The organism is Streptomyces sp. NPDC005435 (genome assembly GCF_040703155.1).
Lineage (GTDB): Bacteria > Actinomycetota > Actinomycetes > Streptomycetales > Streptomycetaceae > Streptomyces.
Genome location: NZ_JBEXEQ010000013.1, coordinates 33,992 through 60,867, shown reverse-complemented (window position 1 = coordinate 60,867; position 26,876 = coordinate 33,992). Strand labels below are relative to the sequence as shown.

Annotated in this window: 20 protein-coding genes; 7 read left to right on the top strand and 13 right to left on the bottom strand. The window is 71.6% G+C overall.

What is annotated here, in order from left to right; all coding sequences use genetic code 11:
• Positions 1–195: 195 nt before the first annotated feature.
• From AB0898_RS18225 to uvrC, 5 genes are all read right to left on the bottom strand, one after another.
• Positions 196–3,162, bottom strand: coding sequence for a M14 family zinc carboxypeptidase (locus tag AB0898_RS18225; protein ID WP_366803939.1), 2,967 nt, complete (start codon positions 3,160–3,162; stop codon positions 196–198).
• Positions 3,163–3,369: 207 nt separating this feature from the next.
• On the bottom strand, positions 3,370–4,359 hold the full coding sequence (gene whiA / locus AB0898_RS18220) for a DNA-binding protein WhiA (RefSeq protein WP_366803938.1): 990 nt from the start codon (positions 4,357–4,359) through the stop codon (positions 3,370–3,372).
• Complete coding sequence (gene yvcK / locus AB0898_RS18215) at positions 4,350–5,441, bottom strand: uridine diphosphate-N-acetylglucosamine-binding protein YvcK (RefSeq protein WP_366803937.1); 1,092 nt, start codon at positions 5,439–5,441, stop codon at positions 4,350–4,352. Before yvcK ends, whiA begins: the two co-directional genes overlap by 10 nt.
• Complete coding sequence (rapZ, locus tag AB0898_RS18210; protein ID WP_366803936.1) at positions 5,438–6,436, bottom strand: RNase adapter RapZ; 999 nt, start codon at positions 6,434–6,436, stop codon at positions 5,438–5,440. Before rapZ ends, yvcK begins: the two co-directional genes overlap by 4 nt.
• A complete protein-coding gene (uvrC, locus tag AB0898_RS18205; protein ID WP_366803935.1) occupies positions 6,433–9,111 on the bottom strand; it encodes an excinuclease ABC subunit UvrC in 2,679 nt (892 codons plus the stop codon). Before uvrC ends, rapZ begins: the two co-directional genes overlap by 4 nt.
• A gap of 385 nt (positions 9,112–9,496) precedes the next feature.
• On the opposite strand from uvrC, the gene AB0898_RS18200 reads away from it, so the two are divergent.
• Positions 9,497–10,483: a hypothetical protein gene (locus AB0898_RS18200; RefSeq protein ID WP_366803934.1), complete on the top strand. Its 987-nt coding sequence runs from the start codon at positions 9,497–9,499 to the stop codon at positions 10,481–10,483.
• A 109-nt stretch (positions 10,484–10,592) separates the two neighbouring features.
• On the opposite strand, the gene AB0898_RS18195 is transcribed toward AB0898_RS18200, so the two are convergent.
• Positions 10,593–11,015 carry a Rieske (2Fe-2S) protein gene (locus tag AB0898_RS18195; RefSeq protein WP_366804085.1) on the bottom strand — a complete coding sequence of 141 codons (423 nt, stop codon included), beginning with the start codon at positions 11,013–11,015 and terminating at the stop codon, positions 10,593–10,595.
• A gap of 359 nt (positions 11,016–11,374) precedes the next feature.
• Between AB0898_RS18195 and AB0898_RS18190 the strand changes: the two genes are divergently transcribed.
• Both AB0898_RS18190 and AB0898_RS18185 read left to right on the top strand, forming a co-directional pair.
• Positions 11,375–12,586, top strand: a complete 1,212-nt coding sequence (locus AB0898_RS18190; protein ID WP_366803933.1) for a LacI family DNA-binding transcriptional regulator — start codon at positions 11,375–11,377, stop codon at positions 12,584–12,586.
• Positions 12,583–13,494, top strand: a complete 912-nt coding sequence (locus AB0898_RS18185; RefSeq protein WP_366803932.1) for a carbohydrate kinase — start codon at positions 12,583–12,585, stop codon at positions 13,492–13,494. The genes AB0898_RS18190 and AB0898_RS18185 overlap by 4 nt, the downstream gene beginning before the upstream one ends.
• 107 nt (positions 13,495–13,601) lie before the next feature.
• Here AB0898_RS18185 and uvrA read toward each other — a convergent pair whose 3' ends face one another.
• The gene (gene uvrA, locus AB0898_RS18180) at positions 13,602–16,655 is read right to left on the bottom strand and encodes an excinuclease ABC subunit UvrA (protein ID WP_366803931.1); all 3,054 of its coding nucleotides are present in this window, start codon (positions 16,653–16,655) and stop codon (positions 13,602–13,604) included.
• Positions 16,656–16,878: 223 nt separating this feature from the next.
• Between uvrA and AB0898_RS18175 the strand changes: the two genes are divergently transcribed.
• Positions 16,879–17,568 (top strand): maleylpyruvate isomerase family mycothiol-dependent enzyme, encoded by a 690-nt coding sequence (locus AB0898_RS18175; RefSeq protein WP_366803930.1) that lies wholly within the window; start codon positions 16,879–16,881, stop codon positions 17,566–17,568.
• 60 nt (positions 17,569–17,628) lie between these two features.
• Positions 17,629–18,285: an MBL fold metallo-hydrolase gene (locus AB0898_RS18170; protein WP_366803929.1), complete on the top strand. Its 657-nt coding sequence runs from the start codon at positions 17,629–17,631 to the stop codon at positions 18,283–18,285.
• 22 nt (positions 18,286–18,307) lie between these two features.
• Here the strand turns inward: AB0898_RS18170 and aroQ are convergent, their stop codons facing one another.
• From aroQ to AB0898_RS18140, 6 genes are all read right to left on the bottom strand, one after another.
• On the bottom strand, positions 18,308–18,781 hold the full coding sequence (gene aroQ / locus AB0898_RS18165; protein WP_366803928.1) for a type II 3-dehydroquinate dehydratase: 474 nt from the start codon (positions 18,779–18,781) through the stop codon (positions 18,308–18,310).
• An 89-nt stretch (positions 18,782–18,870) separates the two neighbouring features.
• On the bottom strand, positions 18,871–19,971 hold the full coding sequence (locus AB0898_RS18160; protein ID WP_366803927.1) for an ionic transporter y4hA: 1,101 nt from the start codon (positions 19,969–19,971) through the stop codon (positions 18,871–18,873).
• A gap of 76 nt (positions 19,972–20,047) precedes the next feature.
• Positions 20,048–21,052 (bottom strand): TerC family protein, encoded by a 1,005-nt coding sequence (locus AB0898_RS18155; protein ID WP_366803926.1) that lies wholly within the window; start codon positions 21,050–21,052, stop codon positions 20,048–20,050.
• A 252-nt stretch (positions 21,053–21,304) separates the two neighbouring features.
• Positions 21,305–21,883, bottom strand: coding sequence for a TerD family protein (locus AB0898_RS18150; protein ID WP_366803925.1), 579 nt, complete (start codon positions 21,881–21,883; stop codon positions 21,305–21,307).
• Positions 21,884–22,038: 155 nt separating this feature from the next.
• Positions 22,039–24,207 (bottom strand): excinuclease ABC subunit UvrB, encoded by a 2,169-nt coding sequence (uvrB, locus tag AB0898_RS18145; RefSeq protein ID WP_366803924.1) that lies wholly within the window; start codon positions 24,205–24,207, stop codon positions 22,039–22,041.
• Between the two features lie 39 nt (positions 24,208–24,246).
• Positions 24,247–25,125, bottom strand: coding sequence for an MHYT domain-containing protein (locus tag AB0898_RS18140; RefSeq protein ID WP_366803923.1), 879 nt, complete (start codon positions 25,123–25,125; stop codon positions 24,247–24,249).
• Positions 25,126–25,406: 281 nt separating this feature from the next.
• Between AB0898_RS18140 and AB0898_RS18135 the strand changes: the two genes are divergently transcribed.
• Both AB0898_RS18135 and AB0898_RS18130 read left to right on the top strand, forming a co-directional pair.
• The gene (locus AB0898_RS18135; RefSeq protein WP_366803922.1) at positions 25,407–26,279 is read left to right on the top strand and encodes a glycerophosphodiester phosphodiesterase family protein; all 873 of its coding nucleotides are present in this window, start codon (positions 25,407–25,409) and stop codon (positions 26,277–26,279) included.
• A gap of 42 nt (positions 26,280–26,321) precedes the next feature.
• Positions 26,322–26,876 carry a methylated-DNA--[protein]-cysteine S-methyltransferase gene (locus AB0898_RS18130; protein WP_366803921.1) on the top strand — a complete coding sequence of 185 codons (555 nt, stop codon included), beginning with the start codon at positions 26,322–26,324 and terminating at the stop codon, positions 26,874–26,876.

The window sequence follows — 26,876 nt, the reverse complement described above, 5'->3', positions numbered from 1 at the left end:
GGCAGGCCTTCCTTACCCGTCAGTAGGGTACGGACCGGCCCGGAACGGCGGTCGTTTCACTCCTTTTTGTCAGGGACTGACCGTCGTTCCGGGCGGGTATTTCACTCGTTCGTGAGGGTGTCGGCTCACCTGATGTCGGGTGCTCCCGCGCACCGTTGAGAGGGGGTCTCGCTCACCTGTGAGAGGCGGCCTCCGTCATCTGCCGAGCGCGGTCAGCGCCTTGCGCATCAGGGCGGTCCGGGCGGCCGGCGAGGACACCTGGTCCAGGCCGAATCCGAGCAGCACCGTGTCGCGGGTGGTGACCGCTCCGTAGGTACGGAACAGGGCGCCGGTGCGCGTCCAGTCCTTCAGCACACCGGGGCTGCCGGGCGGGGGTCCGGCCGCGCGCCAGGGGCCCAGCGAGGTCTCGAAGCCCTCGGTGTCCCGCGCGCTGCCGCCGACGACGAGGGAGGCGTCGTCCACGAGGACGCCGTGGCCGCCGCTGCCGGGGTCGGTGACATAGGAGACGGACACCTCGACGGTCCGGCCCGCGTACGCGCTCAGGTCGAACTCCGTGTGCTGCCAGCCCGCGGAGGCACCGGTGAGGCTGTGCCAGGCACCGGTGGTGCCGGTCGCGGTGCAGGCGCCGCCGAAGAGCGTCAGATAGTGGCGCAGCCAGGGGTGCTCGCCGATCAGGAACCCGGCCCCGCACTCCTCGGGCACGGTCGTGCGGGTCGCGCCGCCCGCCTCGGGCAGGGTCGTCCAGTCGTCGGCGCCCACGGTGTGGACCTCGACGACGGCGTGGTCGTAGCCGGGCTCGGTGTCCCACAGCAGCCGGGTGCTCAGCGCGGGTTTGTCGGCGGCGGTGACACCGGTGAGGTCGACGGTGCGGGTGAGGCGCTTGTAGGCGTCGTCGGTGTGGACCGCGGCGGCCATGTAGGAGCCGGAGTACGGGCCGTACGGGGTGGGGGCTCCGGCGAAGGCGCCCGCGCCCGCGCTCCTGAACTGCGGGTAGCCGGCGACGGGAAGCTCGTCGGAGGTGACCCCATAGGCACCGGCCGCGTCGAGCGGGTCACCGGGTGCGTCGCCGAGGGCGGCGGAGACCCCGGAGAGGGCGCCGGAGCCGGTGAGCGCGGTGACGCCCTTGACGGGGGTGCGGCTGTACGCGCCCAGCCAGTACTGGCTGAAGTCGTCCGAGCGGTTGCCGCCGCCGAGATCGACGCTGCCTCCGGCCGTCTCCCCGGCCTCGATCAGCCGGCCGCCCTCGTTGAGGTACGCGCGCAGCTGGAGCTGGACGGCGTTGCCGGGGCCGCCGGGGCCCGCGTAGTGCACGACGGTGCGGAAGTGGTCCAGCACGCCGAGCGCGTCCGGGGCGCCCCGGGTCGCGGTGTCCCACACGAGGGCGTGGCGTCCGGCCGCCCGCAGCGCGTCCGTGTACGCCGTGGCCCGCGCGGCCTTGGCGCCCTCCTCCGCGACGACGAGGGTGTCGGCGGCGGAGCGCTTCTCGACGGTGTAGGTGAAGTGGGTACTGGCGGTCTTCGCGCCGTTCCTCCCCTTGCCGCTGAACCACACCTCGACCCGGTCACCGGGCCTGCCGGCGGGCACCTCCGCGCGGTACTCGTCGAAGTAGAGGTGGTCGGCGCCGCCGTAGCGCTCGCCGCCCTTCCAGGCGCGCAGGCTCCGCTGCTGTGTACGGCCGCCGTTGACGCGGTAGTCGAGCCGCTTGTCGCGGACCGCCTTGCGCGCGGTGACGGAGACCTCCTGTGCCGTCCCGCGCGCGTACGAGGTGGTGAAGGCGGCCGGGGTGAAGTCGGCCGTGCTCAGACCGATGGAGGAGGCGGGCCGGTCGGGATGGGCGGCGCTCTCGGCGACGGACAGCGCGAAGGGGACGTTCTTCTCGAACTCCCGCTGGATCAGCCGCTCGTCGTCGGGGAAGCTGAACACCGACCGGCAGTCGCCCGGGTTCCAGGCGTCGTCCGGGTCGGACCTGGCGGCCGTCTGGCAGGTGGACATCTCGGGGGTGAACATCGCCAGGCCGTTGACGTTGGCGGCGTGCCCGTCCGCCTCACCGTTGGTGGTGTACAGCTCCGAGGAGATCTGCGGGCGGTAGCCGGGGATCGCGGAGTGCTCCGGGGTACCGGCCAGCGCCTTGTAGAGCACGTCGTCCGGGCTGGGCGTGGCGACCTGCCAGCCGATGCCGTAGAGGAGGAGTTCGGCGGCGGAGTGGTAGTTGACGGCGTACGTGAAGCGGATCCGCTTCTCGAAGGCGTCCAGCGCCTTCGTCTCGGGCTCGGAGGCGGGGGCGGGGCCCCGGTAGGTCTCGGAGGCGGGGCTCGGGGACGAACCCTCGTCGTCGTAGCCCCACTTGTAGGGGAAGTTCCGGTTGAGGTCGACGCCGTCGCCCGCGCCGATCGTGCCGTCGCCGTTGAGGTCGCGCAGGTTCTTGCGCCACAGACGGGTGTCGTCGCCCTGGAAGGTGTAGTCGTAGCCGTCGGGGTTGGCGGAGAGGACGAACCACAGCTCGGTGGTGTCGACGATCTTTCTGATTCTTCTGTCCGAGCGGTAGTTGTCCAGGTAGTGGTGCATCAGACGCCGGGTCATCTCCGGGGTGATCCACTCGCGCGCGTGCTGGTTGGAGAGGTACAGCACGGCGGGTTTCGCGCCGTCCTTCGAACGCCGGGCGTCCTTGGTCAGCTTGAGCGCGAGGATGTCCTTGCCCCGGACGGTACGGCCGATGGACTCGACCTTGGCGAGATCGGGGTGCTCGCGCGCGGTGCGCCGCAGCTCCTCCTCAAGGCCGCCGCTGCCGCTGTACGGGCGGAAGACGCCTTGCGCGGCGGCCGCGACCCGCTTGTCCGCGGCCTTCGGCAGCTCGTGCTCGGTGAGGCGGACGCCCTGCGCGCGCAGCTGTCCGGCCTGGCGGTCGGTGAGGTAGACCTCGACGGTGCTGCGGCCCGCTCCGGCCGTCTGCGCGTCCAGCTCGTGGCCGTCCTGTCCCGCCTTCAGCAGCAGGGGCAGCTGGGCCCGGGTCACCTCGGCGCGGAAGACCTTGACCGCGTCGGCGCGGTCCGCCTGGACGGGGCTCGCGGCGCGGGCCTGCGCCTGGGCCGGTACGGGCCCGAGGGCCGCCGTGCCCGCCAGGAGTACTCCGGCGGCGAGGACAGATCTCACTGGGTGTCTCATGAACCCCCCTCGTGGTGGTCCGCCACAGCGGCGACCAGATTGCCAGGCTCATGTCACACCAGGGAGGCGTCAAGGGCGCCTCACGGACACGCGAAAGCCGGTGCCGACCACCCGAACGGGCGCGCGACACCGGCTCTCACCGCGTGAACCGGCCGATGGACCGGCCGAGGACCAGCCGGTGGACCGGCTGGTGGATCGCCTGGTGGATCAGCCGACCAGGTTGTCCGCCAGGTCCTCCGAGAGGTTGGCCTCCGTGCCCGGGATGCCCAGGTCGGAGGCGCGCTTGTCGGCCATCGCGAGGAGACGGCGGATACGGCCCGCGACCGCGTCCTTGGTCAGCGGCGGGTCCGCGAGCGCGCCCAGCTCCTCCAGGGAGGCCTGCTTGTGCTCCATCCGCAGCCGGCCGGCGGCCGCGAGGTGCTCGGGCACCTCGTCGGCGAGGATCTCCAGCGCGCGCTGCACCCGGGCCCCGGCGGCCACGGCGGCACGGGCCGAGCGGCGCAGGTTGGCGTCGTCGAAGTTGGCGAGCCGGTTGGCAGTGGCCCGCACCTCGCGGCGCATCCGCCGCTCCTCCCAGGCCAGCACCGATTCGTGCGCGCCGAGCCGGGTGAGCAGGGCGCCGATCGCGTCGCCGTCGCGGACGACGACCCGGTCCACCCCGCGCACCTCGCGGGCCTTCGCGGCGATGGACAGCCTGCGGGCGGCGCCGACCAGCGCGAGCGCCGCCTCGGGCCCGGGGCAGGTCACCTCCAGCGAGGAGGACCGGCCGGGCTCGGTGAGCGAGCCGTGCGCGAGGAACGCGCCGCGCCAGGCCGCCTCGGCGTCACAGGTCGCGCCGGAGACCACCTGGGGCGGCAGGCCGCGGATCGGGCGGCCCCGGCCGTCCACCAGGCCCGTCTGCCGGGCCAGCTGATCACCCCCGGCGACCACGCGCACCACGTAACGCGAGCCCCGGCGCAGACCGCCGGGCGCCATCACGATCAGCTCGGAGCTGTGGCCGAAGATCTCCAGGATGTCCCGCTTGAGCCGGCGGGCCGCCATCGCGGTGTCCAGCTCCGCCTCGATCACAATGCGCCCGCTCACCAGGTGGAGGCCGCCGGCGAACCGCAGAAGGGCGGAGACCTCCGCCTTCCTGCAGCAGGTCCGGGTGACGGGGAGCCGGGAGATCTCATCCTTCACCGCTGCCGTCATCGCCATGGGCCGATCCTTCCATGCATCCGAAAAATACGGTCGTACGCGGCGGCCAACAGCTCCGGATCGTGCCGGGGAGTTCCGTCGGTCCGGGCCACCGGCGCCAGCTCGACCGCGGCTCCCAGCCGCTTGGCGGCCTCGGTGAGCGAATCGCGGTCGGGCACGGCCGCCTCGTCGGCCAGCACCACGTCCAGGGCGAGTTTAGGGGCGTGTCGCCCCAAAACCTCCAAATGACGCTGCGGGGAGAAGCCCTCGGTTTCGCCCGGCTGCGGGGCCAGGTTCAGCGGGAGCACCTTGCGCGCCTTGGTCTCGGTGAGCGCGTCGAGCAGCTCCGGGACCAGCAGATGCGGGATGACCGAGGAGAACCAGGACCCGGGTCCGAGCACCACCCAGTCCGCGTCGAGGACCGCCTCGACGGCCTCGGGCACGGCGGGCGGGTCCGACGGCACGACGTGCACCGACTGCACCTCGCCCGGGGTGAGGGCGACGGTGGCCTGGCCGCGCACCGTGTCCACGTCGTCCGGGCGCTCCGGGTCGTGCCCCTTGACCAGCGCCTGGAGCTCCAGCGGCACCGCCGACATGGGCAGCACGCGCCCGTGCGCGCCGAGCAGCTTGCCGACCAGGTCCAGGGCCTGCACATGGTCGCCCAGCTGTTCCCACAGCGCGACGATCAGCAGGTTGCCCACCGCGTGGTCGTGCAGATCGCCCTTGGAGTGGAAGCGGTGCTGGATGACCCGGGCCCAGGTCTGGCCCCAGTCGTCGTCGCCGCACAGGGCGGCCAGCGCCTTGCGCAGGTCGCCGGGGGGCAGCACCCCCAGTTCGTCGCGCAGCCGGCCGCTGGAGCCGCCGTCGTCGGCCACCGTGACCACGGCGGTGAGGTCGCCGGTGATCCGGCGCAGCGCGGCGAGCGAGGCGGACAGGCCCATGCCGCCGCCGAGGGCGACCACCTTGGGCTGTGCCCCCCGCCTGCGCGGCCGCCCGCCACGCGCTTCGGCGCGGCCCGCGCGGGCCTCCGCCATGGCGCGGCCGGCGCGCCCCTCCGGCACCACCCGGCGCAGGCCGGCGAGCCGCCGTGTACGTCCTGTCATTCCCGTCCCATGTCCCGGTGTACGACCACCGTCTCCACGCCCTCTGCCGCCAGACGCGCGGCGAGCTTCTCCGACATCGCGACCGAGCGGTGCTTGCCGCCGGTACAGCCGATGGCGATGGTCACATACCGCTTGCCCTCGCGCCGATACCCGGCCGCGATCAGGCGCAGCAGCTCGGCGTAGCGGTCGAGGAACTCCTTGGCGCCGGGCTGGTTGAAGACGTAGGAGGCGACCTCCTCGTTGACCCCCGTGAAGGGGCGCAGCTCCGGCACCCAGTGCGGGTTGGGCAGGAAGCGCATGTCGGCGACGAGGTCGGCGTCGACCGGCAGCCCGTACTTGAAGCCGAAGGACATCACCGTGGCCCGCAGCTCCGGCTCCTCCTCACCGGCGAACTGGGCGTCCATCTTGGCGCGCAGTTCGTGCACGTTGAGGCTGGAGGTGTCTATCACCAGGTCGGCGTCGCCGCGCAGCTCGCGCAGCAGCTCGCGCTCGGCCGCGATGCCGTCCACGATCCGGCCGTCGCCCTGGAGGGGGTGCGGGCGGCGCACCGACTCGAAGCGGCGCACCAGGGCCTCGTCGGAGGACTCCAGGAAGACGATCCGCCGGGTGACGCCCCGGCCGTCGAGGTCGGCGAGGGACTCGCGGAGGTTGTCGAAGAAGCGCCGGCCGCGCACGTCGACGACGACCGCGATCCGGGCCACGTTGCCCTGCGAGCGGGCGCCCAGCTCCACCATGGTGGGGATCAGCGCGGGCGGGAGGTTGTCCACGACGAACCAGCCGAGGTCCTCCAGGCACTTGGCCGCGGTGGACCGGCCCGCTCCGGACATCCCGGAGATGATCACCAGCTCGGGGATGGCCGCTTCCTGGGCCCCGTTCGCCATGCCGTCCGTACTCACCTGTGCTCCGTTCTCCCCGGCCACTTCCCGTGGCCGTGCCTCGCCCGCCTTCCCCTGCGCGCGTTCGTTCCGCTCGGGTCCCGTGTCGTGCTCGGTCATCTCTCCTGCCCCCGTCGGTCGTCCGGGAGTCCCGCGCTCACGGGCTCTCCGGGGGAACCCTCCGTCGTACCGGGTTCCTCGTCGTCGATGATCTCTCCTGTCGCCGTGTTCACGGCGGGTCCGGCCGGGACGGCGCGCGCGAGTGCCGCGGCGATGGTCTCGGCCGTCTTCCGGCCTATGCCGGGTACTTCCTGGATCTGCTCGACCGTCGCGGCGCGCAGCCGCTTGACCGAGCCGAAGTGCTTGAGGAGGGCCTGCTTGCGGGTGTCCCCGAGGCCGGGCACGTCGTCCAGCGGGCCGGAGCGCAGCCGCTTGGACCGCTTGGTGCGCTGGTAGGTGATGGCGAAGCGGTGGGCCTCGTCGCGCACGCGCTGGAGCAGATAGAGGCCCTCGCTGGTGCGGGGCAGCACCACCGGGTCGTCCTCGCCGGGCACCCAGACCTCCTCCAGACGCTTGGCGAGACCGCACACGGCGATGTCGTCGATCCCCAGCTCGTCCAGCGCCCGCCGGGCCGCCGCGACCTGCGGCTGCCCACCGTCGACCACGACGAGCTGAGGCGGGTAGGCGAACTTCCGTGGCCGTCCGTCCTCGTCCTTGAGCGGATCGGCGAAGTCACCGTCCTGACCGGGACCGGGGAGGGGGGCGGGGGTGGGGCGGCCTTGGGCGGGCGCGGGGCTGGAGCTGGGGGCGGTGTCCTGGGCGCGGCTGGGGCCGGGGGCGGGGCTCGGGCTGGCGCCGGGGGCGGGGACCGGGGTGCCGTCCTGGTCCGGACCGGCAGGGCTCGGGCTGACACCGGGGCCGGAGACCGGGGTGCCGACCTGACCCGGACCGGCGGGAAGCGGGCCGGTACCGGGGCCGGGGACCTGCGTGCCGACCTGACTCGCACCAGCAGGGCTCGGGCTGGCACCGGGGCCGGAGACCGGCGTGCCCTCCTGGCCCGCGCCGGCGGGAAGCGGGGCGCCCTCGCCAACGGCCGGGAAGTCGCGCGGGGTGCCGTCGGCGGAGGGCGGGGTGGCGGCGAGAGACGTGCCGTCGGTGCCAGGCGCGCCGTGGGCGGAAGGCGTGCCGCCGGCGGAAGACGCCCCGCCGGCGGAAAGCGCACCGTCGACGGAGGACTCCCCGTCGGCGAGGTCCATGGAGCCGGTGGGGGAGGCGCCGTCGACGCGCGACGCCCCGCCGGTGACACCCGTGCCGGCGGCGACGCCGGTGTCCCCCGTGAGCGAGACCCCGCCGTCCGCCGGCGTGCCCTCCTCCGCCGTCCACTCCCCCGACCGCTCCTTCTCCGCGAGGTAGCGCCGGAAGCGGCGGGTGATCACCTCGTGCATGGAGCGGACGTCGTCCTGACCGGCGAAGCCCTTGATCTGGAAGCGGCGGTACTCATTCTTGCGCTGGAGGCCGTCCTCGAAGACGACCATGGAGGCGACCACGTCGTCGCCCTGGAGGTGCGAGATGTCGTAGCACTCGATGCGCAGCGGGGCGCTGTCCAGGCCGAGGGCGTCGGCGATCTCCTCCAGGGCGCGCGAGCGCGTGGTCAGGTCGGAGGCGCGCTTGGTCTTGTGCAGGGCGAGGGCCTGCTGGGCGTTGCGCTGCACGGTCTCCATGAGCGCCTTCTTGTCACCGCGCTGGGGGATGCGCAGCGACACGTTCGCCCCGCGCCTGCCGGTCAGCCACTCCTGGACCGGCTCCTCCGGCTCGGGCAGCGCCGGGACCAGCACCTCCTTGGGCACCGCGTCCCCGCTCTCCTCGCCGTAGAGCTGCTGGAGGGCGTGTTCGACGAGAGCGCCGGTGGTGATCTCCTCGACCTTGTCGGTGACCCAGCCACGCTGGCCGCGCACCCGGCCGCCGCGCACATGGAAGATCTGGACGGCCGCCTCCAGCTCGTCCTCGGCGACGGCGATCAGGTCGGCGTCGGTCGCGTCGGCGAGCACGACCGCGTTCTTCTCCATGGCCTTCTTCAGGGCGCCGATGTCGTCGCGCAGGCGGGCGGCCCGCTCGTACTCCATCTCGTCGGCCGCCTCCGCCATCTGCTTCTCCAGGCGGCGCATGTAGGTGCCGGTGCGGCCCGCCATGAAGTCGCAGAACTCCTCGGCCAGCTCCTTGTGGTCCTCCGGGGAGATCCGGCCGACGCACGGCGCGGAGCACTTGCCGATGTACCCGAGCAGACAGGGGCGGCCGGTGCGGGCCGCGTTCTTGAAGACGCCGGCCGAGCAGGTGCGCACCGGGAAGACGCGCAGCAGCAGGTCGACGGTGTCGCGGATGGCCCACGCGTGGGCGTACGGCCCGAAGTACCGCACGCCCTTCTTCTTGTGACCGCGCATCACCTGGACGCGCGGAAACTCCTCGTTCATGGTCACCGCGAGGTACGGGTAGCTCTTGTCGTCGCGGTACTTGACGTTGAACCGGGGGTCGTACTCCTTGATCCAGGAGTACTCCAGCTGAAGCGCCTCGACCTCCGTGGACACGACGGTCCACTCCACGGACGCGGCGGTGGTGACCATCGACCGGGTGCGGGGGTGCAGGTTCGCCAGGTCCTGGAAGTAGTTGGCCAGGCGCTGGCGCAGGCTTTTGGCCTTTCCGACGTAGATCACCCGGCGGTGCTCGTCGCGGAATCGGTACACCCCCGGGGAGTCCGGGATGTCTCCCGGCCTGGGGCGGTAGCTGGAGGGGTCGGCCATGTCTCACACCCTACTGGCGAGGACCGACACCGCGTCGGGCCTGTGGACAACGCCGGCACCCGTACGGCGCACGGGCCCGGCCGGCGGGCGTGCGCGGGGTGACGGCGGGGTGACGGGAGCGTTGCGGAAGGCCGCTCCGGACGGGGACCACGGGCCCCGCGCGGGGCGCCGCACGGGGGTGGCGTGTGGGCCACCGCACTGTCCGAGGTGTTGTCGGGTCCAAGTCAACACGCTTCAATGCGGGGGAACTCGGGGCGGCGCCCGCACGGCACACGCGCACGGCGTGCCGTATGCCGGCGCGCCCCGGTGCCCCACGGGGTGGCAGCACAACCCCGCGCCTCGGTCTGACCAGCCGAGGTGACACCTCACAGAAAGGCTTCTGTGCATGTGGCATGTCACAGAGCACACGGACGCCGCCGCTCCCCCGGACGTGCCCGAGCTGGACGCGGTCCTGCGGGGCGGCCCCTTCCACGTGGCGCTGCGCGCCGCGATAGCCGCGCGCGGGCTGCCGCTCCAGCGTGTGCAGCACCATCTGACCCGCCACGGGGTCAGGGTGGGCCTGACCAGCCTGAGTTACTGGCAGCAGGGGGCGCGCCGACCGCAGCGCCCCGAGTCGCTGCGGGCCGTACGCGCGCTGGAGGAGATCCTGCGGCTGCCGGAGGAGTCCCTGATCCGTCTGCTCGCCGAGTCCGGTGACCGCTCCGTGCACGGCCGCCCGGCGACCCGCTCCTACCGCTCCCTGCTGGAGACCTCCGGGGTGCTGCGCCGCCTCCAGGCCGAGCTGGGCTGGACCTCCGACGGCGGTCTGCACGTCCTCGGCCACCATGAACGCGTCCGGATCGGCACCCGGCGCGAGCTGGCCGCCCGCGAGTCCGAGCACATCGTGCGCGCCCACCGCGACGGCGTGGACCGCTTCGTCGCCGTCCACCAGGGCGACCCCGGCTGCGACCCGCGCGGCATGGCCGTCCGCGCCCTGGAGAACTGCCGTACCGGACGCGTCCTGTTCGACCGGGACACGGGGGTCCTGGCGGCCGAGCTGCTCTTCGGGACCCGGCTGCGCCGTGGCGACACCTTCCTGTTCCGGTACGGCGTGGCCGACGGCACGGCCGGGGTCTCGCACGAGTACGTGCACCGGTTCGGCGCGCTGGGCGGCCAGTACGCGCTCCAGGTCCGCTTCGACAGCCCCGAGCTGCCGGTGCGCTGCCACCGCTTCAGCCAGGTCTCCCCGGCGGCCCCGCGCGGCGGCCGCGTCGAGCTGCCGGTGACGCATCCGTACCGCAGCGTCCACGTGGTCGAGCCCCGGGTCCGGCCGGGCATGGTGGGGATCGCGTGGGAGTGGGAGGGCGCCGCAGAGGGATCGGCGGAGGCTTAGCCGGACCGGTTCCCGGTCGGTCCCGGGCCGGTCCGAACCTGAGCCGGTCCAAGCCTGAGCCGGTTCGGGGCCTGATCCGGTTCCGGGCCGGTTCCGCAGGGAGCGGCGGTCAGGCCTCGGGGCCCGCGACGATCCTGCCCGCCGAGACCTTCACCGGCAGTTCGTTCAGCGGCTCCGTGGCCGGGGCGGCGAGCACCTTGCCGTTCGCGGCGTCGAACTCGCTGCCGTGGCAGGGGCAGATCAGGGTCGTGCCCTGAAGCTTGTTGATCGCGCAGCCCGCGTGCGTGCAGATCGTGCTGTACGCCTTCAGCGTGCCGTCCGCGCCCCTGCTGACGACCACGTTGTGGTCCCGGTAGAGCCTGGCCCCGCTCTTGGCCACCTCGCTCTCCGCGCCGAGGTCGACGGGCGCGGTCGGGGTCGGCGCCGGAGAGTCGCCCGGCGCCGCGCAGGCGGCCAGGCCGAGCCCGGCGACCGGGGCCACGGCGGCCCCTCGAAGGACGGTACGACGGCTCGCGGACGGCTGGGCCGGCATCAGGCTCTCCACAGGTCAGACGGTGTGCAGCCCGACGATACCCGGGCAGAGCGGACGGGTCGGGGGCGGGGCTCCCCGGCGCACTCCGGGGCTGTCGAGGGCCGTCGGGGGCTGTCGGGGGGCACGACCACGGCGGACCGCGGAATCGGCACCCTCCGCACGAGCACCGCACCGTCACTTCCACTCGCAAGCGCTTGCGCAAGCGTTTACGGGTGGGTGGTGGATGGGATACCTTCCCGCCCGGAGAGCTCTCGGCGCGACAGGCCGGGGTTCGCCACGGGTACGGACCACCGACGGTCCGTCCTCAGCCAGGAGGGCTCACCCGTGCCCCCGGCGGACACCCCGGGGAGGGAACCGCGATGCCCACCATGGCCGACGTCGCCCGGCGCGCCGGAGTCTCCGTGGCGACCGTGTCCCACGTACTCAACGACACGCGCCCGGTCCTGCCCCACACCCGCCAGGCCGTCCTGGACGCGGTGGACGCCCTCGGCTACACCCCGAACACCCTCGCACGCTCCCTGGTGACCTCCCGCACCCGCTCCATCGGGCTCGCGGTGTCCGCGATCAGCAATCCGTACTTCACCGAGATCCTCCAGGGCGTCGAGGCCGCCGCCCTCGCCGAGGGCTACAGCCTCCTCATCGCCGACCCGCACGACGACCCCGAACACGAGCTGAAGGTCGTACAACTCCTGCACGAGCGCCGGGTGGACGGCATGATCGTCGCCCCCTCGGCCCGGCCGGACGAGCTGGTCGGCTACCTCCGACGCCAGGCCGTACCGACGGTGTTCCTGGACCGTGTGATCACGCGGGACGACGAGGGCGACGGAGACGGTGACGGCGAGGGCGAGGGCCGGGCGGCCGAGGGAGCCGGATCCGGCCTGAGCGATCAACTCGCGTCGCAAGCGGGCGGTTTCGATCAGGTCTGCGCCGAGAACAGCGAACCGATGGCCCGGCTGGTCACCCACCTCGCCGGCCTCGGCCACCGTCGCATCGGCCTGATCGCCGGCCTGGCCGGCCTCAGCACCACCAGCGAGCGGATCACCGGCTACCGCCGGGGCCTGGCCGCCGCCGGGCTCCCCTACGACGCGGACCTGGTCGTGTCCGGCAGCTCCGAGTCGGCCGCCGCCGAGCGCGCGACGGCCGACCTGCTCTCCCGACCCGACGCGCCCACGGCCCTCGTCACCGCCAACAACGCGATGACCATCGGCACCCTGCGCGCCTTGCGCGAGCGGGGACTGAGCGTGCCGGGCGACATCGCCCTGTGCTCCTTCGACGACTTCGCCTGGGCCGACCTCTTCTCGCCCCGGCTCACCGCCATCGCCCAGCCCAGCCGCGAGATGGGCGCCCGTGCCGTACGGGTACTGCTCGACCGCCTGGCCGCGCCCGACCGGCCGACCACCACCGTCCGGCTGCCCTGCGCCTTCGTCCACCGCACCTCCTGCGGATGCCCGGAGGAGACGCGCGGCGGGGCCGAGGGCGCCGGCGCGCGCCCGGCCGGGGGGAACGACGCGCACCCCGCCGGGCAGAACACAGAACCATCCGCGCAGTCCGAGAAGGGAACCACCTCGTGATCGTCGTCGCCGGTGAGGCACTGATCGACCTGGTACCGCAGGGCCCCGGCGCCCTGGCCGGCCTCAAGCCCGCGCTCGGCGGCGGCCCGTACAACACGGCCGTGGCCCTCGGCCGCCTGGGCTCCGCCACCGCCTTCGCCTCCCGCGCCTCGCACGACGCCTTCGGGGAGGCCCTGCTCGACGGGCTGCGGCAGGCGGGCGTGGACGTCTCCGGGGTGCAGCGCGGCCCGGAGCCCACCACCCTCGCCGTCGCCACGATCGACTCCGCCGGCTCGGCCGCCTACTCCTTCTACGTGGAGGGCACCGCCGACCGCCTCTTCACCGCCCCGTCCGAACTCCCCGCCGGTACGCGCGCGGTGTCCTTCGGCACCTGCTCGCTCGTCCTGGAGCCGGGCGCGAGCGCCTACACGGAACTGATGCGGACCTCCGCCGCCCAGGGGCTGTTCACCGCGCTCGACCCCAACATCCGTGCGGGGCTGATCCCGGACGCGGACGCCTATCGGGCCCGCTTCCGTGGCTGGCTGCCCTCGGTGACGCTGCTGAAACTGTCCGAGGAGGACGCCGCGTGGCTCGGCGGCAGCCCGGCCAAGTGGCTGGCCGCCGGTCCGTCGGCCGTCGTGCTCACCCGGGGCGGCGACGGCCTCACCGTCTTCACGCGGGACGGCGCGGAGTACTCCGTGCCCGGTGAGAAGGCCGACGTCGTGGACGCCATCGGCGCCGGCGACACGGTGAACGCCGCCCTGCTGCACGGTCTTTCGGCCCAGGACGCGCTGTCCGCGCGGGCACTGGCCGGTCTCGGCGCCGACGGCTGGCACCGGCTGCTGCGCTTCGCCGCGCGCGCCGCCGCGCTCACCTGCTCCCGGGCGGGCGCGGAACCGCCGTACGCGGCGGAGCTGGGCGAGTGGTGATCGGGTCCGGGCCGTGCGGCCCGGGCGTCTGACGGTGGAACGAGCGGTGCCCTCAGGGGAGTTCCCCGAGGGCACCGCTTGACGACGAGTCGTCAGCCCGAGGGCTGTCAGGCCTTGCGGGCCCGCGTCGTCGTCTTCTTCGCGGCCGCCGTCTTCTTCGTCGCCGTGGTCTTCTTGGCCGCGGCGGCCTTCTTGGTGGCGGTGCTGTTGACCTTGGCCGTCGCCGTCTTGGTGGCCGTGGCCTTCTTCGCGGCCGAGGTCTTGGCCGTCTTGCGGGCCGTCGTGGCGCGCGCCTTGACCGGCTCCGCGTCGCTGATCCGGTCGGCGCCCAGGACCTCGCGCAGGAACTTGCCGGTGTGGCTGGCCGGAACCGCCGCGACCTCCTCGGGCGTGCCCTCGGCGACCACGATGCCGCCGCCGGCACCACCCTCCGGACCCATGTCGATGAGCCAGTCGGCGGTCTTGATGACATCGAGGTTGTGCTCGATGACGATGACCGAGTTGCCCTTGTCCACCAGGCCGGAGAGCACCTTCAGCAGCTTGCTGATGTCCTCGAAGTGCAGGCCGGTGGTCGGCTCGTCCAGGACGTAGACCGTGCGGCCGGTGGAGCGCTTCTGGAGCTCGCTGGCGAGCTTGACGCGCTGCGCCTCACCGCCGGACAGGGTGGTGGCGGACTGGCCCAGCCGGACGTAGCCGAGGCCGACGTCCTTCAGGGTCCGCAGATGCCGGGAGATCGCGGGGACGGCCTCGAAGAACTCGGTCGCCTCCTCGATCGGCATGTTCAGCACGTCGGCGATGGACTTGCCCTTGTAGTGGACCTCCAGCGTCTCCCGGTTGTACCGGGCGCCGTGGCAGACCTCGCACGGGACGTACACGTCCGGGAGGAAGTTCATCTCGATCTTGATCGTGCCGTCGCCCGCGCAGTTCTCGCAGCGGCCGCCCTTGACGTTGAAGGAGAAACGCCCGGGCATGTAGCCCCGGACCTTCGCCTCGGTCGTCTCCGCGAAGAGCCTGCGGACGTGGTCGAAGACGCCGGTGTAGGTCGCCGGGTTGGACCGGGGGGTGCGGCCGATGGGCGACTGGTCGACGTGCACGACCTTGTCCACCAGGTCGTCGCCGTCCACGCGCGTGTGCCGTCCGGGGACGTTGCGCGCGCCGTTCAGCTCGCGGGCCAGGTGGGTGTAGAGGATGTCGTTGACCAGCGTGGACTTGCCGGAGCCGGACACGCCCGTGACGGCCGTGAACACGCCCAGCGGGAAGGACACGTCGATGTCCCGCAGGTTGTTCTCACGGGCACCGCGCACGACGAGCTGCCGGCCCGGGTCGATCGGGCGGCGCACGTCCGGGACCGGGATGGCCTTGCGGCCCGAGAGGTACTGCCCGGTCTGCGACTCGGTGTTGGCCAGCAGCTCCTTGAGGTCACCGCTGTGCACGACCTTGCCGCCGTGCTCACCGGCGCCGGGGCCGATGTCCACGATCCAGTCGGCGACCTTGATGGTGTCCTCGTCGTGCTCGACCACGATGAGCGTGTTGCCCATGTCGCGCAGTCGGACCAGGGTCTCGATCAGCCGGTGGTTGTCCCGCTGGTGCAGACCGATGGACGGCTCGTCCAGGACGTAGAGCACGCCGACCAGGCCGGAGCCGATCTGGGTGGCCAGGCGGATGCGCTGGGCCTCGCCGCCGGAGAGGGTGCCGGCCGCGCGGTTGAGGGAGAGGTAGTCCAGGCCGACGTCGACCAGGAACCGCAGCCGCTCGTTGACCTCCTTCAGCACCCGCTCCGCGATCTTCTTGTCGCGGGCGTTCAGCTTCAGCTCGCCCAGGAAGTCCGCGCAGTCGCTGATCGACATGCCGGACACCTCGGCGATCGACTTCCCCATGATCGTGACCGCGAGGACGATCGGCTTCAGGCGCGTGCCCTCACAGGAGGGGCAGGGCACCTCGCGCATGTAGCCCTCGAAGCGCTCGCGGCTGGAGTCGCTCTCGGCCTCGCTGTGCCGCCGCTTGACGAAGGGCACCGCGCCCTCGAAGGGCGTGGTGTAGCGGCGCTCGCGGCCGTACCGGTTGCGGTAGCGCACCTCGATCTGGGTCTTGTGGCCGTACAGCAGGGCCTTCTTCGCCCGCTGCGGCAGCCCGGCGAACGGGATGTCGGTGCGGAAGCCCAGCGCGTCCGCGAGGGCGCCGACCAGACGGCCGAAGTAGTCCTTGGTGTGGCCGTGCGACCAGGGGTGGATCGCGCCCTCGTCGAGGGACTTCTCCTCGTCCGGGACGATCAGCTCCGGGTCGACCTCCATGCGGGTGCCGATGCCGGTGCACTCCGGGCACGCGCCGAAGGGCGAGTTGAAGGAGAAGGAGCGGGGCTCCAGCTCCTCGAAGGAGAGGTCGTCGTACGCGCAGTACAGGTGCTCCGAGTACATGCGCTCGCGCTCGGGGTCGTCCTCGGGGAGGTCGACGAAGTCGAGCACGACCATGCCGCCGGAGAGGCCGAGGGCGGTCTCCACGGAGTCGGTGAGCCGGCGCTTGGCGGAGTCCTTCACCGTGAGGCGGTCGACGACCACCTCGATGGTGTGCTTCTCCTGCTTCTTCAGGGTCGGCGGCTCGGAGAGCTGGATGGTCTCGCCGTCCACCCGCGCGCGGGAGTAGCCCTTGGTCTGGAGCTCGGCGAAGAGGTCCACGAACTCGCCCTTGCGCTCGCGCACCAGCGGGGACAGGACCTGGAAGCGGCTGCCCTCGGGCAGCTCCAGGACCTTGTCCACGATGGCCTGCGGCGACTGGCGCGCGATGGGGCGGCCGCACTCGGGGCAGTGCGGCTTGCCCACGCGCGCGAAGAGCAGGCGGAGGTAGTCGTAGACCTCGGTGATGGTGCCGACCGTGGAGCGGGGGTTGCGGGAGGTCGACTTCTGGTCGATGGAGACGGCCGGGGAGAGGCCCTCGATGAAGTCGACGTCGGGCTTGTCCATCTGGCCGAGGAACTGCCGGGCGTACGAGGAGAGCGACTCCACGTAGCGACGCTGGCCCTCGGCGAAGATCGTGTCGAAGGCCAGGGAGGACTTGCCCGAACCGGACAGGCCCGTGAAGACGATGAGCGCGTCACGCGGCAGGTCGAGCGAGACATTCTTGAGGTTGTGCTCGCGCGCGCCACGGACGATGAGACGGTCGGCCACGCCGGTCCGCACCTTTCTTGAGAGAAGTGACAGGGGCGGGGCCCCCGTGCTCTTCCAGGCTAGGGGGAGCCACTGACAACGCCGGTCGGATTCCCGCTCGCATAACAATCGCGGGGGCTTGAACATGCCCGGTGTCACTCACGACGATATAGCACGTGCTTTCGATTACCGGGCCAGGTTCGCCACCTTCACCCGAAGGAGTGGCGGGGCTAGGGTGCGGCACATGATCGACGATGCTCATGACCTGGCATGTGTGCGTGCGGCGACGGAACGGCTCCTGAGCGCTGCCGCCGGACTGGACAACGCGTCACTGGCCGAGCCGTCACGGCTTCCGGGCTGGAGCCGGGGACACGTCCTCGCGCATCTCGCCCGCAACGCCGACGCTCTCGTGAACGTCCTCGAAGGCCGGCCCATGTACGCCGACGCCGCGACCCGCGACGCCGACATCGAGCGCGACGCCCCGCGCCCGCCCGCCGTCCAGCTCGACGACGTGCGGGAGAGCGCGGAACGGTTCCGGCGCACGGCGGAGGCACCGGCGGACCGGAGCCGCACCGTGGAGCTGCGCAACGGCGTCACCGACACCGCGGCCCGCGTGCCGTTCCGGCGATGGGCCGAGGTCGAGCTGCACCACGTGGACCTCGGGACCGGCTACGAGCTGGAGGACCTCCCGGCGGAGTTCACCGAGCGGGAGACCGACTTCCTCACGGAGCGGTTCGCGAAGCACCCGGACGTCCCCGCGACGGTGCTGGTCTCCGAGGCGGGACACACGTGGATGACCGGCGGCGGTGCCGCGGGCGGTCCGGTCACCGTCGAGGGACCCGCCGCCGAACTGCTCGGCTGGCTCGCCGGGCGCCGCGACGGCTCGGCACTTACGGTACGAGGCGGCGCCCTGCCCGGCCTGCCCCCGCTCTGAGTACCGGGCTCCCGTTCATCGGCGGCCCGCCGAACGCTCCCCCGCTATAGGCTGATCACCATGACGTACAGCGGCGAGGTCAAGGTCGGCGGACCGGCCGACGTGCACGAGCTCAAAGACCTGATGATCACCAAAATCGCGGTCGGCCCGATGAACAACAACGCCTATCTGCTGCGCTGCCGGGCCACCGACGAGCAACTGCTGATCGACGCGGCCGCCGACGCGCCCTCGCTCCTCGGCATGATCGGCGAGGACGGCATCGCGTCCGTCGTCACCACGCACCGGCACGGCGACCACTGGCAGGCGCTCGCCGACGTCGTCGCGGCCACGGGTGCGCGCACCCATGCCGGCCGTGAGGACGCCCCCGGCATCCCGGTCACCACGGACGTGCTCGTGGACGACGGCGACGTCATCCGCGTGGGACAGGTGGACCTCACCGCCCGCCACCTCGTCGGCCACACCCCGGGCTCCATCGCCCTGGTCTACGACGACCCGCACGGCCACCCGCACGTCTTCACCGGCGACTGCCTCTTCCCGGGCGGCGTCGGCAACACGCACAAGGACCCCGAGGCGTTCGCGAGCCTCATCCACGACGTGGAGACGAAGATCTTCGACGTGCTGCCCGACGAGACCTGGGTCTACCCCGGCCACGGCGACGACACCACCCTGGGCGCCGAGCGCCCGCACCTGCCGGAGTGGCACGCGCGCGGCTGGTGAGCCGGAGGGCGGGCGCACTCGCTCAGGCGTCGGCCCGCGCCGCCCCGGCCAGCGTGGCCACCCGCTCGACCCCGAAGACGTACCCCTGCACTCCGCAGCCCGCGATCACGCCGTCGGCGCGGAGCGAGACGTACGAGTGATGCCGGAACGACTCGCGCTGGTGGATGTTGGAGATGTGCACCTCGACGACGGGCATCCCGTCGCAGGTGTTGAGCGCGTCCAGGATCGCGACCGAGGTGTGGGAGTAGGCGCCGGGGTTGATGACGATCCCGGCGTGACCGAGCCGCGCCTCGTGGATCCAGTCCACCAGTTCGCCCTCGTGGTTGGACTGCCGGAAGTCCACCGTGCCGCCGTACCCGGCCGCCGCCGCGACGCACATCGCCTCCACGTCGGCGAGCGTGTCCTTGCCGTAGATCTCGGGCTGCCGCTGGCCGAGGAGGTTCAGATTGGGCCCGTTGAGGATCATGATCGGGGCGCTGGCCAGGGTGCGGGGCACGGTTCCTCCGGTCCGTCAGGGATGCGGTACGTCCACGACCGCTCGTCGGACCCGGTCTATCACGGCGGCACCAGACGAGTGCCGGGCGGCTACGGGTTGATCGCCAGCTCCAGGTAGGCCGCGAACACGACCAGGTGGACACCGCCCTGGAGCGGGGTCGCGCGGCCCGGTACGACCGTCAGGGTGCCCACGATCACGGTCAGCGCGAGCAGCAGCATGTGTGTGGAGCCGAGGCCCAGCACGAGCGGTCCGGTCAGCCAGAAGGAGGCGAGGGCCACGGCGGGGATGGTCAGGCCGATGCTGGCCATGGCGGAGCCGAGCGCCAGGTTGAGGCTGGTCTGGACACGGTCGCGGCGAGCGGCGCGCAGGGCGGCGATCGTCTCGGGCAGCAGCACGAGCAGGGCGATGATCACGCCGACGACCGCATGGTGCAGGCCCGCGCGCTCCACCGCTGACTCGATGGTGGGTGACACTCCTTTCGCCAGGCCGACCACCCCCACCAGCGCGAGGCCGAGCAGCCCGAGGCTGATCCAGGCGCGGCGGGCGGTCGGGGGCTCCGCGTGCCGGTCGCCGACGATGGTCTCGCCCGCCCGGGTGACCGGCAGGAAGTAGTCGCGGTGCCGCACGGTCTGGGTGGCCACGAACAGGCCGTAGAGGACGAGCGAGGACAGCGCGGCGAACGACAGCTGGACGCTGGAGAACTCCGGGCCGGGCTTGCTGGTGGTGAACGTCGGCAGGACAAGGCTGAGCGTGGCCAGGGTCGCCACCGTCGCGAGGGCCGCTCCGGTGCCCTCGGGGTTGAACACCGCCGTGCCGTGGTGCAGCGAGGCGATCAGGAGACAGAGCCCGAGGATGCCGTTGCAGGTGATCATCACGGCGGCGAACACGGTGTCCCGTGCCAGGGTGGCGCCCTTCGCTCCCCCGTCGATCATCAGGGTGACGATCAGGGCCACCTCGATGATCGTCACGGCGACGGCCAGTACCAGGGAGCCGAAGGGTTCGCCGACCCGGTGGGCGACGACCTCCGCGTGGTGCACGGCCGCGAGAACGGACCCGGCGAGCACCAGGGCGATCAGCGCGACGAACCCGGTGGGCAGCTCGCGCCCCCAGGTGAGGGCCAGCAGGACGACCGCGAGCACCGGCACGAGGAGCGTCCACCGTGCGGCGAGCGACCTGAGCCGAGTGATCATGCAGCGATGGTGGCAGAGGCGTACACACTTCGCATTCCGTCTCTGCCACGCAGCGCTCCGGAGGCCGCTCCGGACGTCAGGCGTCCACGTCGGCCTTCGCCTGGTCCTTGCCGCCCTTGCCCTCGGCCGCTTCCAGGGCCGCCTGCTTCCGGGTCGCCAGCAGGCTGGTGACCGTGGTGACGATCAGGACGCCGCAGATCACGCCCAGGGAGACCGGGATGCTGATCTCGGGGACATGGACCCCGGACTCGTGCAGCGCGTGCAGCACCAGCTTGACGCCGATGAAGCCCAGGATGATCGACAGGCCGTAGGACAGGTGCACCAGCTTGCTCAGCAGGCCGCCTATGAGGAAGTACAGCTGCCGCAGGCCCATCAGGGCGAACGCGTTGGCGGTGAAGACGATGTACGGGTCCTGGGTGAGGCCGAAGATCGCGGGAATCGAGTCCAGCGCGAAGAGCACGTCGGTGGTGCCGATGGCCAGCATCACGACCAGCATCGGGGTCATGACCCGCTTGCCGTTCTGCTGGATCCACAGCTTGGTGCCGTGGTACCGGTCGGCCACGCCGAACCTGCGCTCGGCCGCCTTCAGGAGCTTGTTCTCCTCGTACTCCTCGTCGTGCTGGTCGGACCGGGCGTCCTGGACGAGCTTCCAGGCGGTCCAGATCAGGAAGGCGCCGAAGATGAAGAACACCCAGGAGAAGCTGGCGATGATCGCGGCTCCGGCGGCGATGAAGACCGCCCGCAGGACCAGGGCTATGAGCACGCCGACGAGCAGCACGCGCTGCTGGTACCGCGCGGGGACGGCGAACTTCGCCATGATCAGGACGAAGACGAAGAGGTTGTCGACGCTCAGCGACTTCTCGGTGATGAAGCCGGCGAAGAACTCTCCGGCCGGACGTCCGCCGCCGAAGACGAACAGACCGAGGCCGAAGAGTCCGGCCAGGGCGATCCAGACGGCCGTCCAGATGCCCGCTTCCTTGATGGAGACCTCGTGCGGCTTGCGGCCGATGAAGAAATCGACGGCGATCAGCGCGGCGAGGCCCGCGACGGTGAGGACCCAAAGGGCCAACGAGACTTCCACTGCACCTCCGGCATGGGATAACGGCAAACACATCAGCTTGTCGCTGCTGCCGGAGGTCTCTTCCACCCGGAATCCGGGCCGGCGCCCCGGGACCGCACAGGGTCCGTACTGACGGGCGCGCCGCGATGAGGAGTACTCCCCTCCGTACGGAAGACAGTACCCCAATACCCAAGGAACAGTAAAGAGAAAAGTAAAGTAAAGACCAAACTCGCAGGTCAGAGCCTCTTTACTGTTGCTTGATCATCCTTCTTCCTACAGATGCGGCAGGATCGCCGGCATCAGGTCCTGGAAGGTGCGGCCACGCGCCGGCTCGCCGAGCGCGGTCAGCTTCCAGCCCTGGCCCGCGCGGTGGACCTTGGCCATGATCTGGGCGGTGTACTCGCCGCCGCCCGCCAGGGTGTAGCGGGCCAGCTCCTGGCCGTTGGTCTCGTCGACCAGGCGGCAGAACGCGTTCTCCACTTCCTGGAAGGTCTGGCCCGAGAACGAGTTCACCGTGAACACGATCTGGTCGACGTGGGCCGGGACGCGCTGGAGGTCCACAAGGACGGACTCGTCGTCCCCGCCGTGGCCGACGCCGCCGACCAGGTTGTCCCCGGTGTGCCGGACGGAGCCGTCGTCGCTCACCAGGTGGCGGAAGAAGACGACGTCGACCGGCTGCTTCTCGGCGAAGAGGACCGCCGAGGCGTCCAGGTCGATCTCGCGGGTGCGCGAGCCGAACAGGCCGCGCCGCTTCGCCGCCTGCCAGCCGAGCCCCATGCGGACCGCGGTCAGGCTGCCCCCGTCCTGCTTCTCCAGACTGATGGCCTGGCCCTTGGACAAGTTGACGGTCACGGCTGATTCCCCTCTCGGTGCTTCCCCTGTTGCCGCGTGTCACGCGGTTGTCAGGAACCCTACGCAGGGCCGCCGAGCATGCCGAACCCCGCCCCGTGCTTTGTGTCGGTGTTGCAACACACCGCGTGCGGGCGGGGTCCGACGGGGCCAGAGGGTCAGGCGAGGCCCGCCTCCCGCATCTGGCGCAGCTCCTTCTTCATCTCGGAGACCTCGTCGCGCAGCCGGGCGGCGATCTCGAACTTCAGCTCCGCGGCCGCGGCGCGCATCCGCTCGGTCATCTCCTCGATCTGCTCGGCGAGTTCGGCCGCCGGACGGTCGGTCGGCGCGGCGGCCTTGCCCCGCGCGGACTTCGTGGCCTTCGAGGTCTTGGCGTCGGCGGCCACCTTGGCGTTCTTCGCCGCCTTGTCGCCGAGCGACGGCACGGGCGCCTTGGCCCCCTTGCCGTCCTTCTGCTTGCGGTAGCCCGAGCCGAGCAGCTGCTCGGTGTCCACCTCTTCGCGGGCGATCCGGGCGACGATGTCGTTGATCTTCTTGCGCAGCGGCTGCGGGTCGATGCCGTTGGCCTTGTTGTAGGCGACCTGCTTCTCGCGGCGCCGGTTGGTCTCGTCGATGGCCTTCGCCATCGCCGGGGTGATCTTGTCGGCGTACATGTGGACCTGGCCGGAGACGTTGCGCGCCGCGCGGCCGATGGTCTGGATCAGCGAGGTTCCCGAGCGCAGGAAGCCCTCCTTGTCGGCGTCGAGGATGGCCACGAGGGACACCTCGGGCAGGTCCAGGCCCTCGCGCAGGAGGTTGATGCCGATCAGGACGTCGAACTCGCCGGCGCGCAGCTCGCGCAGCAGCTCCACGCGGCGCAGGGTGTCCACGTCGCTGTGCAGGTAGCGCACCTGGATGCCGAGCTCCAGGAAGTAGTCGGTGAGGTCCTCGGCCATCTTCTTGGTGAGGGTGGTGACCAGGACGCGTTCGTCCTTCTCCGTGCGCTCGCGGATCTCGTGCACCAGGTCGTCGATCTGGCCCTCGGTGGGCTTGACCACGACCTCGGGGTCCACCAGTCCGGTCGGGCGGATGATCTGCTCCACGACGCCGTCGCCGCGCGAGAGCTCGTAGGCGCCCGGGGTCGCGGACAGGTAGACGGTCTGCCCGACGCGCTTCTGGAACTCCTCCCACTTCAGCGGGCGGTTGTCCAGCGCGGAGGGCAGCCGGAAGCCGTGGTCGACCAGGGTGCGCTTGCGGGAGGCGTCGCCCTCGTACATGGCGCCGATCTGCGGGACCGTGACGTGGGACTCGTCGATGACGAGGAGGAAGTCGTCCGGGAAGTAGTCCAGCAGGGTGTTGGGCGCGGAGCCGGGGAGCCGGCCGTCGAAGTGCATCGAGTAGTTCTCCACGCCGGAGCAGCTGCCGATCTGGCGGAGCATCTCGATGTCGTAGGTGGTGCGCATCCGCAGCCGCTGGGCCTCCAGGAGCTTGCCCTGCTTCTCCAGCTCCGACAGGCGCTCGACGAGCTCCTTCTCGATGTCGTTGACCGCCCGCTCCAGGCGCTCCGGGCCGGCGATGTAGTGCGAGGCCGGGAAGACGTAGAGCTGCTGGTCGTCGGTGATGATCTCGCCGGTGACGGGGTGGAGCGTGGACAGCGCCTCGATCTCGTCGCCGAACATCTCGATGCGGACGGCCAGCTCCTCGTACACCGGGAAGATCTCGATGGTGTCGCCGCGCACGCGGAAGGTGCCGCGGGTGAAGGCCATGTCGTTGCGCGTGTACTGGATGTCGACGAAGCGGCGCAGCAGCTCGTCCCGGTCGATCTCGTCGCCCACGCGCAGCGGGACCATGCGGTCCACGTACTCCTGGGGGGTGCCCAGGCCGTAGATGCAGGACACGGAGGCGACCACGACCACGTCACGGCGGGTGAGCAGGGAGTTGGTCGCCGAGTGGCGCAGGCGCTCGACCTCCTCGTTGATCGAGGAGTCCTTCTCGATGTAGGTGTCCGACTGCGGGACGTACGCCTCGGGCTGGTAGTAGTCGTAGTACGAGACGAAGTATTCGACCGCGTTGTTCGGCAGGAGCTCGCGGAACTCGTTGGCCAGCTGGGCGGCCAGCGTCTTGTTCGGCGCCATCACCAGGGTGGGGCGCTGGAGCTTCTCGATCATCCACGCCGTGGTGGCGGACTTGCCGGTGCCGGTCGCGCCGAGCAGGACGACGTCCTTCTCCCCGGCCTCGATGCGCTTGGCCAGGTCGGCGATGGCCGCCGGCTGGTCGCCGCTGGGCTGGAAGGGACTGACGACCTCGAAGGGCGCCACCGTGCGTTCGATCTGGGAAACGGGCCGCATGTCATCCACCGTACGACCCCCCACTGACAACGGGCCGGGTCAGTGGCCGTGCGGGGCCCGGGAGCCCTGTGCCCCGGCGTGGCCGACGGGCTGGCGGCCGGGCCGGTACGAAGGACGAAGGTGCTGATGGGAGGTGATGGTGGCGGCCGGGACACCGGGTTTGGACTCGGCGGCAGGGCGGGCCGGGGCGCCCTTGACCATGAGCGGGTCGAACACGACGACGACGCCGGCGAGGAGCAGCAGGGCGAGCGGTCCGAGGAGGATCGGTATGACCGCCTCCGCGGGCGCGCCGGAGGGCGCGGTGTGCGCGGTGTGGTGCAGGTGGACGCCGAGGGCGGCCATGCCGGTGTAGTGCATGCCGGTGACGGCGAGGCCCAGGACGAGACCGGCGCCGGCGGTGCCCGCGAAGCCCCGGACGCGTCCGGCGGACCACAGGGCGGTGGTCGCGGCCGCGACGGCGATGACGACCGAGGCGGCCACGGTGAGCGTGTTGTAGGTGAAGTGCCCGCCGAAGCGGACCGCCGCCATGCCGAGGTAGTGCATTGAGGCGACACCCAGACCGGTGATCGTGCCGCCGGTGACGAGCGAGGTGCGGTCGGTGCCCCGGTAACCGACGATGAAGATCCCGATGCCGACCATGACGATGGCGAGTCCGAGGCTCGCGTAGGTCATCGGGCCGTCGAAGCGGAGCGGCGTCCCGCCGATGGAGAAGCCCATCATGGCGATGAAGTGCATGGTCCAGATGCCGGAGCCGATCGCGACCGAGCCGAGCGCCAGCCACGCGGGCCGCCACACGCGTGTGACCAGCAGGGACCGTGCCACACAGCGCAGTCCGAGGGCGCCGCCGAGGCACGCCATCAGATAGCCCGCAAGAGGGGTGGCCACCCCGTAGTCGAAGCCGTCGACCGTGCCCTGCATCCGCGGCTGCCCTTCCGCCCAAACGTGTAACCGGAATCCCCGGAACACTCCCCTGGCCCAGGACCGCGGCAGGCGGTCGGGGTTGACGCAGAGAGTATGACCGCCACCGGAATGGTCGAATGATTATCCGGCAAAGAATCACGGCCTCCTCCCACATGTGCGCCAGAGGTGTGCGCGCTTGGACCACACCGTTCATCCCGTGGGCGTCCCGCGCCCGCGTGCCGTTGACGCTCTGCTGTCACTCTGGTGCTGTCGGTGTTCGCTGGACGTGAGGAGTATCCATGCACGCGCACGCAGTCGCCGCCGTGGCCACCGCGGCCCTGGGAACGGCTGTCCTGCTGGCCCCCGCCTCCGACGCGCGGCCGGCCCGGGCCGTGACCCAGCCCACGGTGATCGCCCACCGGGGCGCCTCCGCGTACGCTCCCGAGAACACCCTGGCCTCCATCGACAAGGCCGCGAAGCTCGGCTTCACCTGGGTCGAGAACGACGTGCAGCGCACCAAGGACGGCCGCCTTGTCGTCATCCACGACGACAGCCTGGCGCGCACCACCGACGTCGAGAAGGTCTTCCCGCGCCGCGCGCCCTGGAAGGTGAAGGACTTCACCGCCGCCGAGATCGCCCGCCTGGACGCGGGCAGCTGGTACTCCCCCAAGTACGCGGGCACACGCGTGCCGACGCTTGAGCAGTACATGCGCCGCGTCGAGCACAACCACGAGAAGCTGCTCCTGGAGGTCAAGAACCCCGAGCTGTACCCCGGCATCGAGCAGCAGATCCTGAAGACCCTGGGCAACGAGGGGTGGCTGGACCGCGCCCATCTCAAGCGGCTGATCGTGCAGAGTTTCAGCGCGCCCAGCGTGCGCAAGGTGCACCAGCTCAAGCCCGCCGTCACCACCGCGCTGCTGGGCCGCCCCGCGGTGACCAGGCTGACCGCGTACGCCCGCTACGTGGACCTGATCAACCCCTCCCACGACACCATCTCCACCAGCTACGTCTCCACCGTGCACGCCTTCACCGGAGCGCACGGCAAGCCGCTGCGGGTCTTCGCGTGGACGGTCAACGACGCGGCGACGGCCCGCAAGGTCAGGGGCTACGGCGTCAACGGCGTCATCACCAACAAGCCCGACGTGGTGCGGGCGGCGCTGGGCGCGGACTGAGCCGCGAGGGGCGTTGTCAGTGCCGGGTCGTACGGTGGGCGCATGGACAGCCATGGGCAGGACGAGCAGCGGGTCGTGTGGACCGTCGTGGACACCGGCATCGGCCCGCTGATGCTGGCGGCGACCCGCGAGGGACTGGTCAACGTCGTCTTCCACGCCACGGACGCCACGTGCGAGCGCGTCCGTGAGCGCCTGACGGCCCGGCTGGGCGCCGAGCCCGTCGAGGCCCCGGACGCCCCGCTGCTGGTGGAGGCGATACGTCAGGTCGAGGCGTATCTCGCGGGTGGGCGCCGCGACTTCGACCTGCCCCTGGACTGGTCGCTGATCTCCGGCTTCAACCGGGAGGTACTGCGCGAGCTGGCCTCCGGTGTCCCCTACGGCACGGTGGTGGGCTACGGCGACCTCGCCGGCCGGGTCGGCCAGCCGGGCGGCGCGCAGGCGGTGGGCGCGGCGATGGGCGCCAACCCGCTGCCCGTGGTCGTGCCGTGCCACCGGGTCGTGGAGAGCGACGGCGGGATCGGCGGTTTCGGGGGCGGTCTGGAGACCAAGCGTCAGCTGCTCGCGCTGGAGGGCGTGCTGCCGGAACCCCTGTTCTGA

Coding starts and splice junctions, on each gene's coding strand:
- AB0898_RS18200 (WP_366803934.1), top strand. CDS start 9,497: ATGTGGCATGTCACAGAGCACACGGACGCCGCCGCTCCCCCGGACGTG.
- AB0898_RS18130 (WP_366803921.1), top strand. CDS start 26,322: ATGGACAGCCATGGGCAGGACGAGCAGCGGGTCGTGTGGACCGTCGTG.
- AB0898_RS18190 (WP_366803933.1), top strand. CDS start 11,375: ATGCCCACCATGGCCGACGTCGCCCGGCGCGCCGGAGTCTCCGTGGCG.
- AB0898_RS18195 (WP_366804085.1), bottom strand. CDS start 11,015: ATGCCGGCCCAGCCGTCCGCGAGCCGTCGTACCGTCCTTCGAGGGGCC.
- rapZ (WP_366803936.1), bottom strand. CDS start 6,436: ATGACCGAGCACGACACGGGACCCGAGCGGAACGAACGCGCGCAGGGG.
- AB0898_RS18135 (WP_366803922.1), top strand. CDS start 25,407: ATGCACGCGCACGCAGTCGCCGCCGTGGCCACCGCGGCCCTGGGAACG.
- whiA (WP_366803938.1), bottom strand. CDS start 4,359: ATGGCGATGACGGCAGCGGTGAAGGATGAGATCTCCCGGCTCCCCGTC.
- AB0898_RS18175 (WP_366803930.1), top strand. CDS start 16,879: ATGATCGACGATGCTCATGACCTGGCATGTGTGCGTGCGGCGACGGAA.
- uvrC (WP_366803935.1), bottom strand. CDS start 9,111: ATGGCCGACCCCTCCAGCTACCGCCCCAGGCCGGGAGACATCCCGGAC.
- uvrB (WP_366803924.1), bottom strand. CDS start 24,207: ATGCGGCCCGTTTCCCAGATCGAACGCACGGTGGCGCCCTTCGAGGTC.
- AB0898_RS18140 (WP_366803923.1), bottom strand. CDS start 25,125: ATGCAGGGCACGGTCGACGGCTTCGACTACGGGGTGGCCACCCCTCTT.
- AB0898_RS18225 (WP_366803939.1), bottom strand. CDS start 3,162: ATGAGACACCCAGTGAGATCTGTCCTCGCCGCCGGAGTACTCCTGGCG.
- AB0898_RS18160 (WP_366803927.1), bottom strand. CDS start 19,971: ATGATCACTCGGCTCAGGTCGCTCGCCGCACGGTGGACGCTCCTCGTG.
- yvcK (WP_366803937.1), bottom strand. CDS start 5,441: ATGACAGGACGTACACGGCGGCTCGCCGGCCTGCGCCGGGTGGTGCCG.
- AB0898_RS18170 (WP_366803929.1), top strand. CDS start 17,629: ATGACGTACAGCGGCGAGGTCAAGGTCGGCGGACCGGCCGACGTGCAC.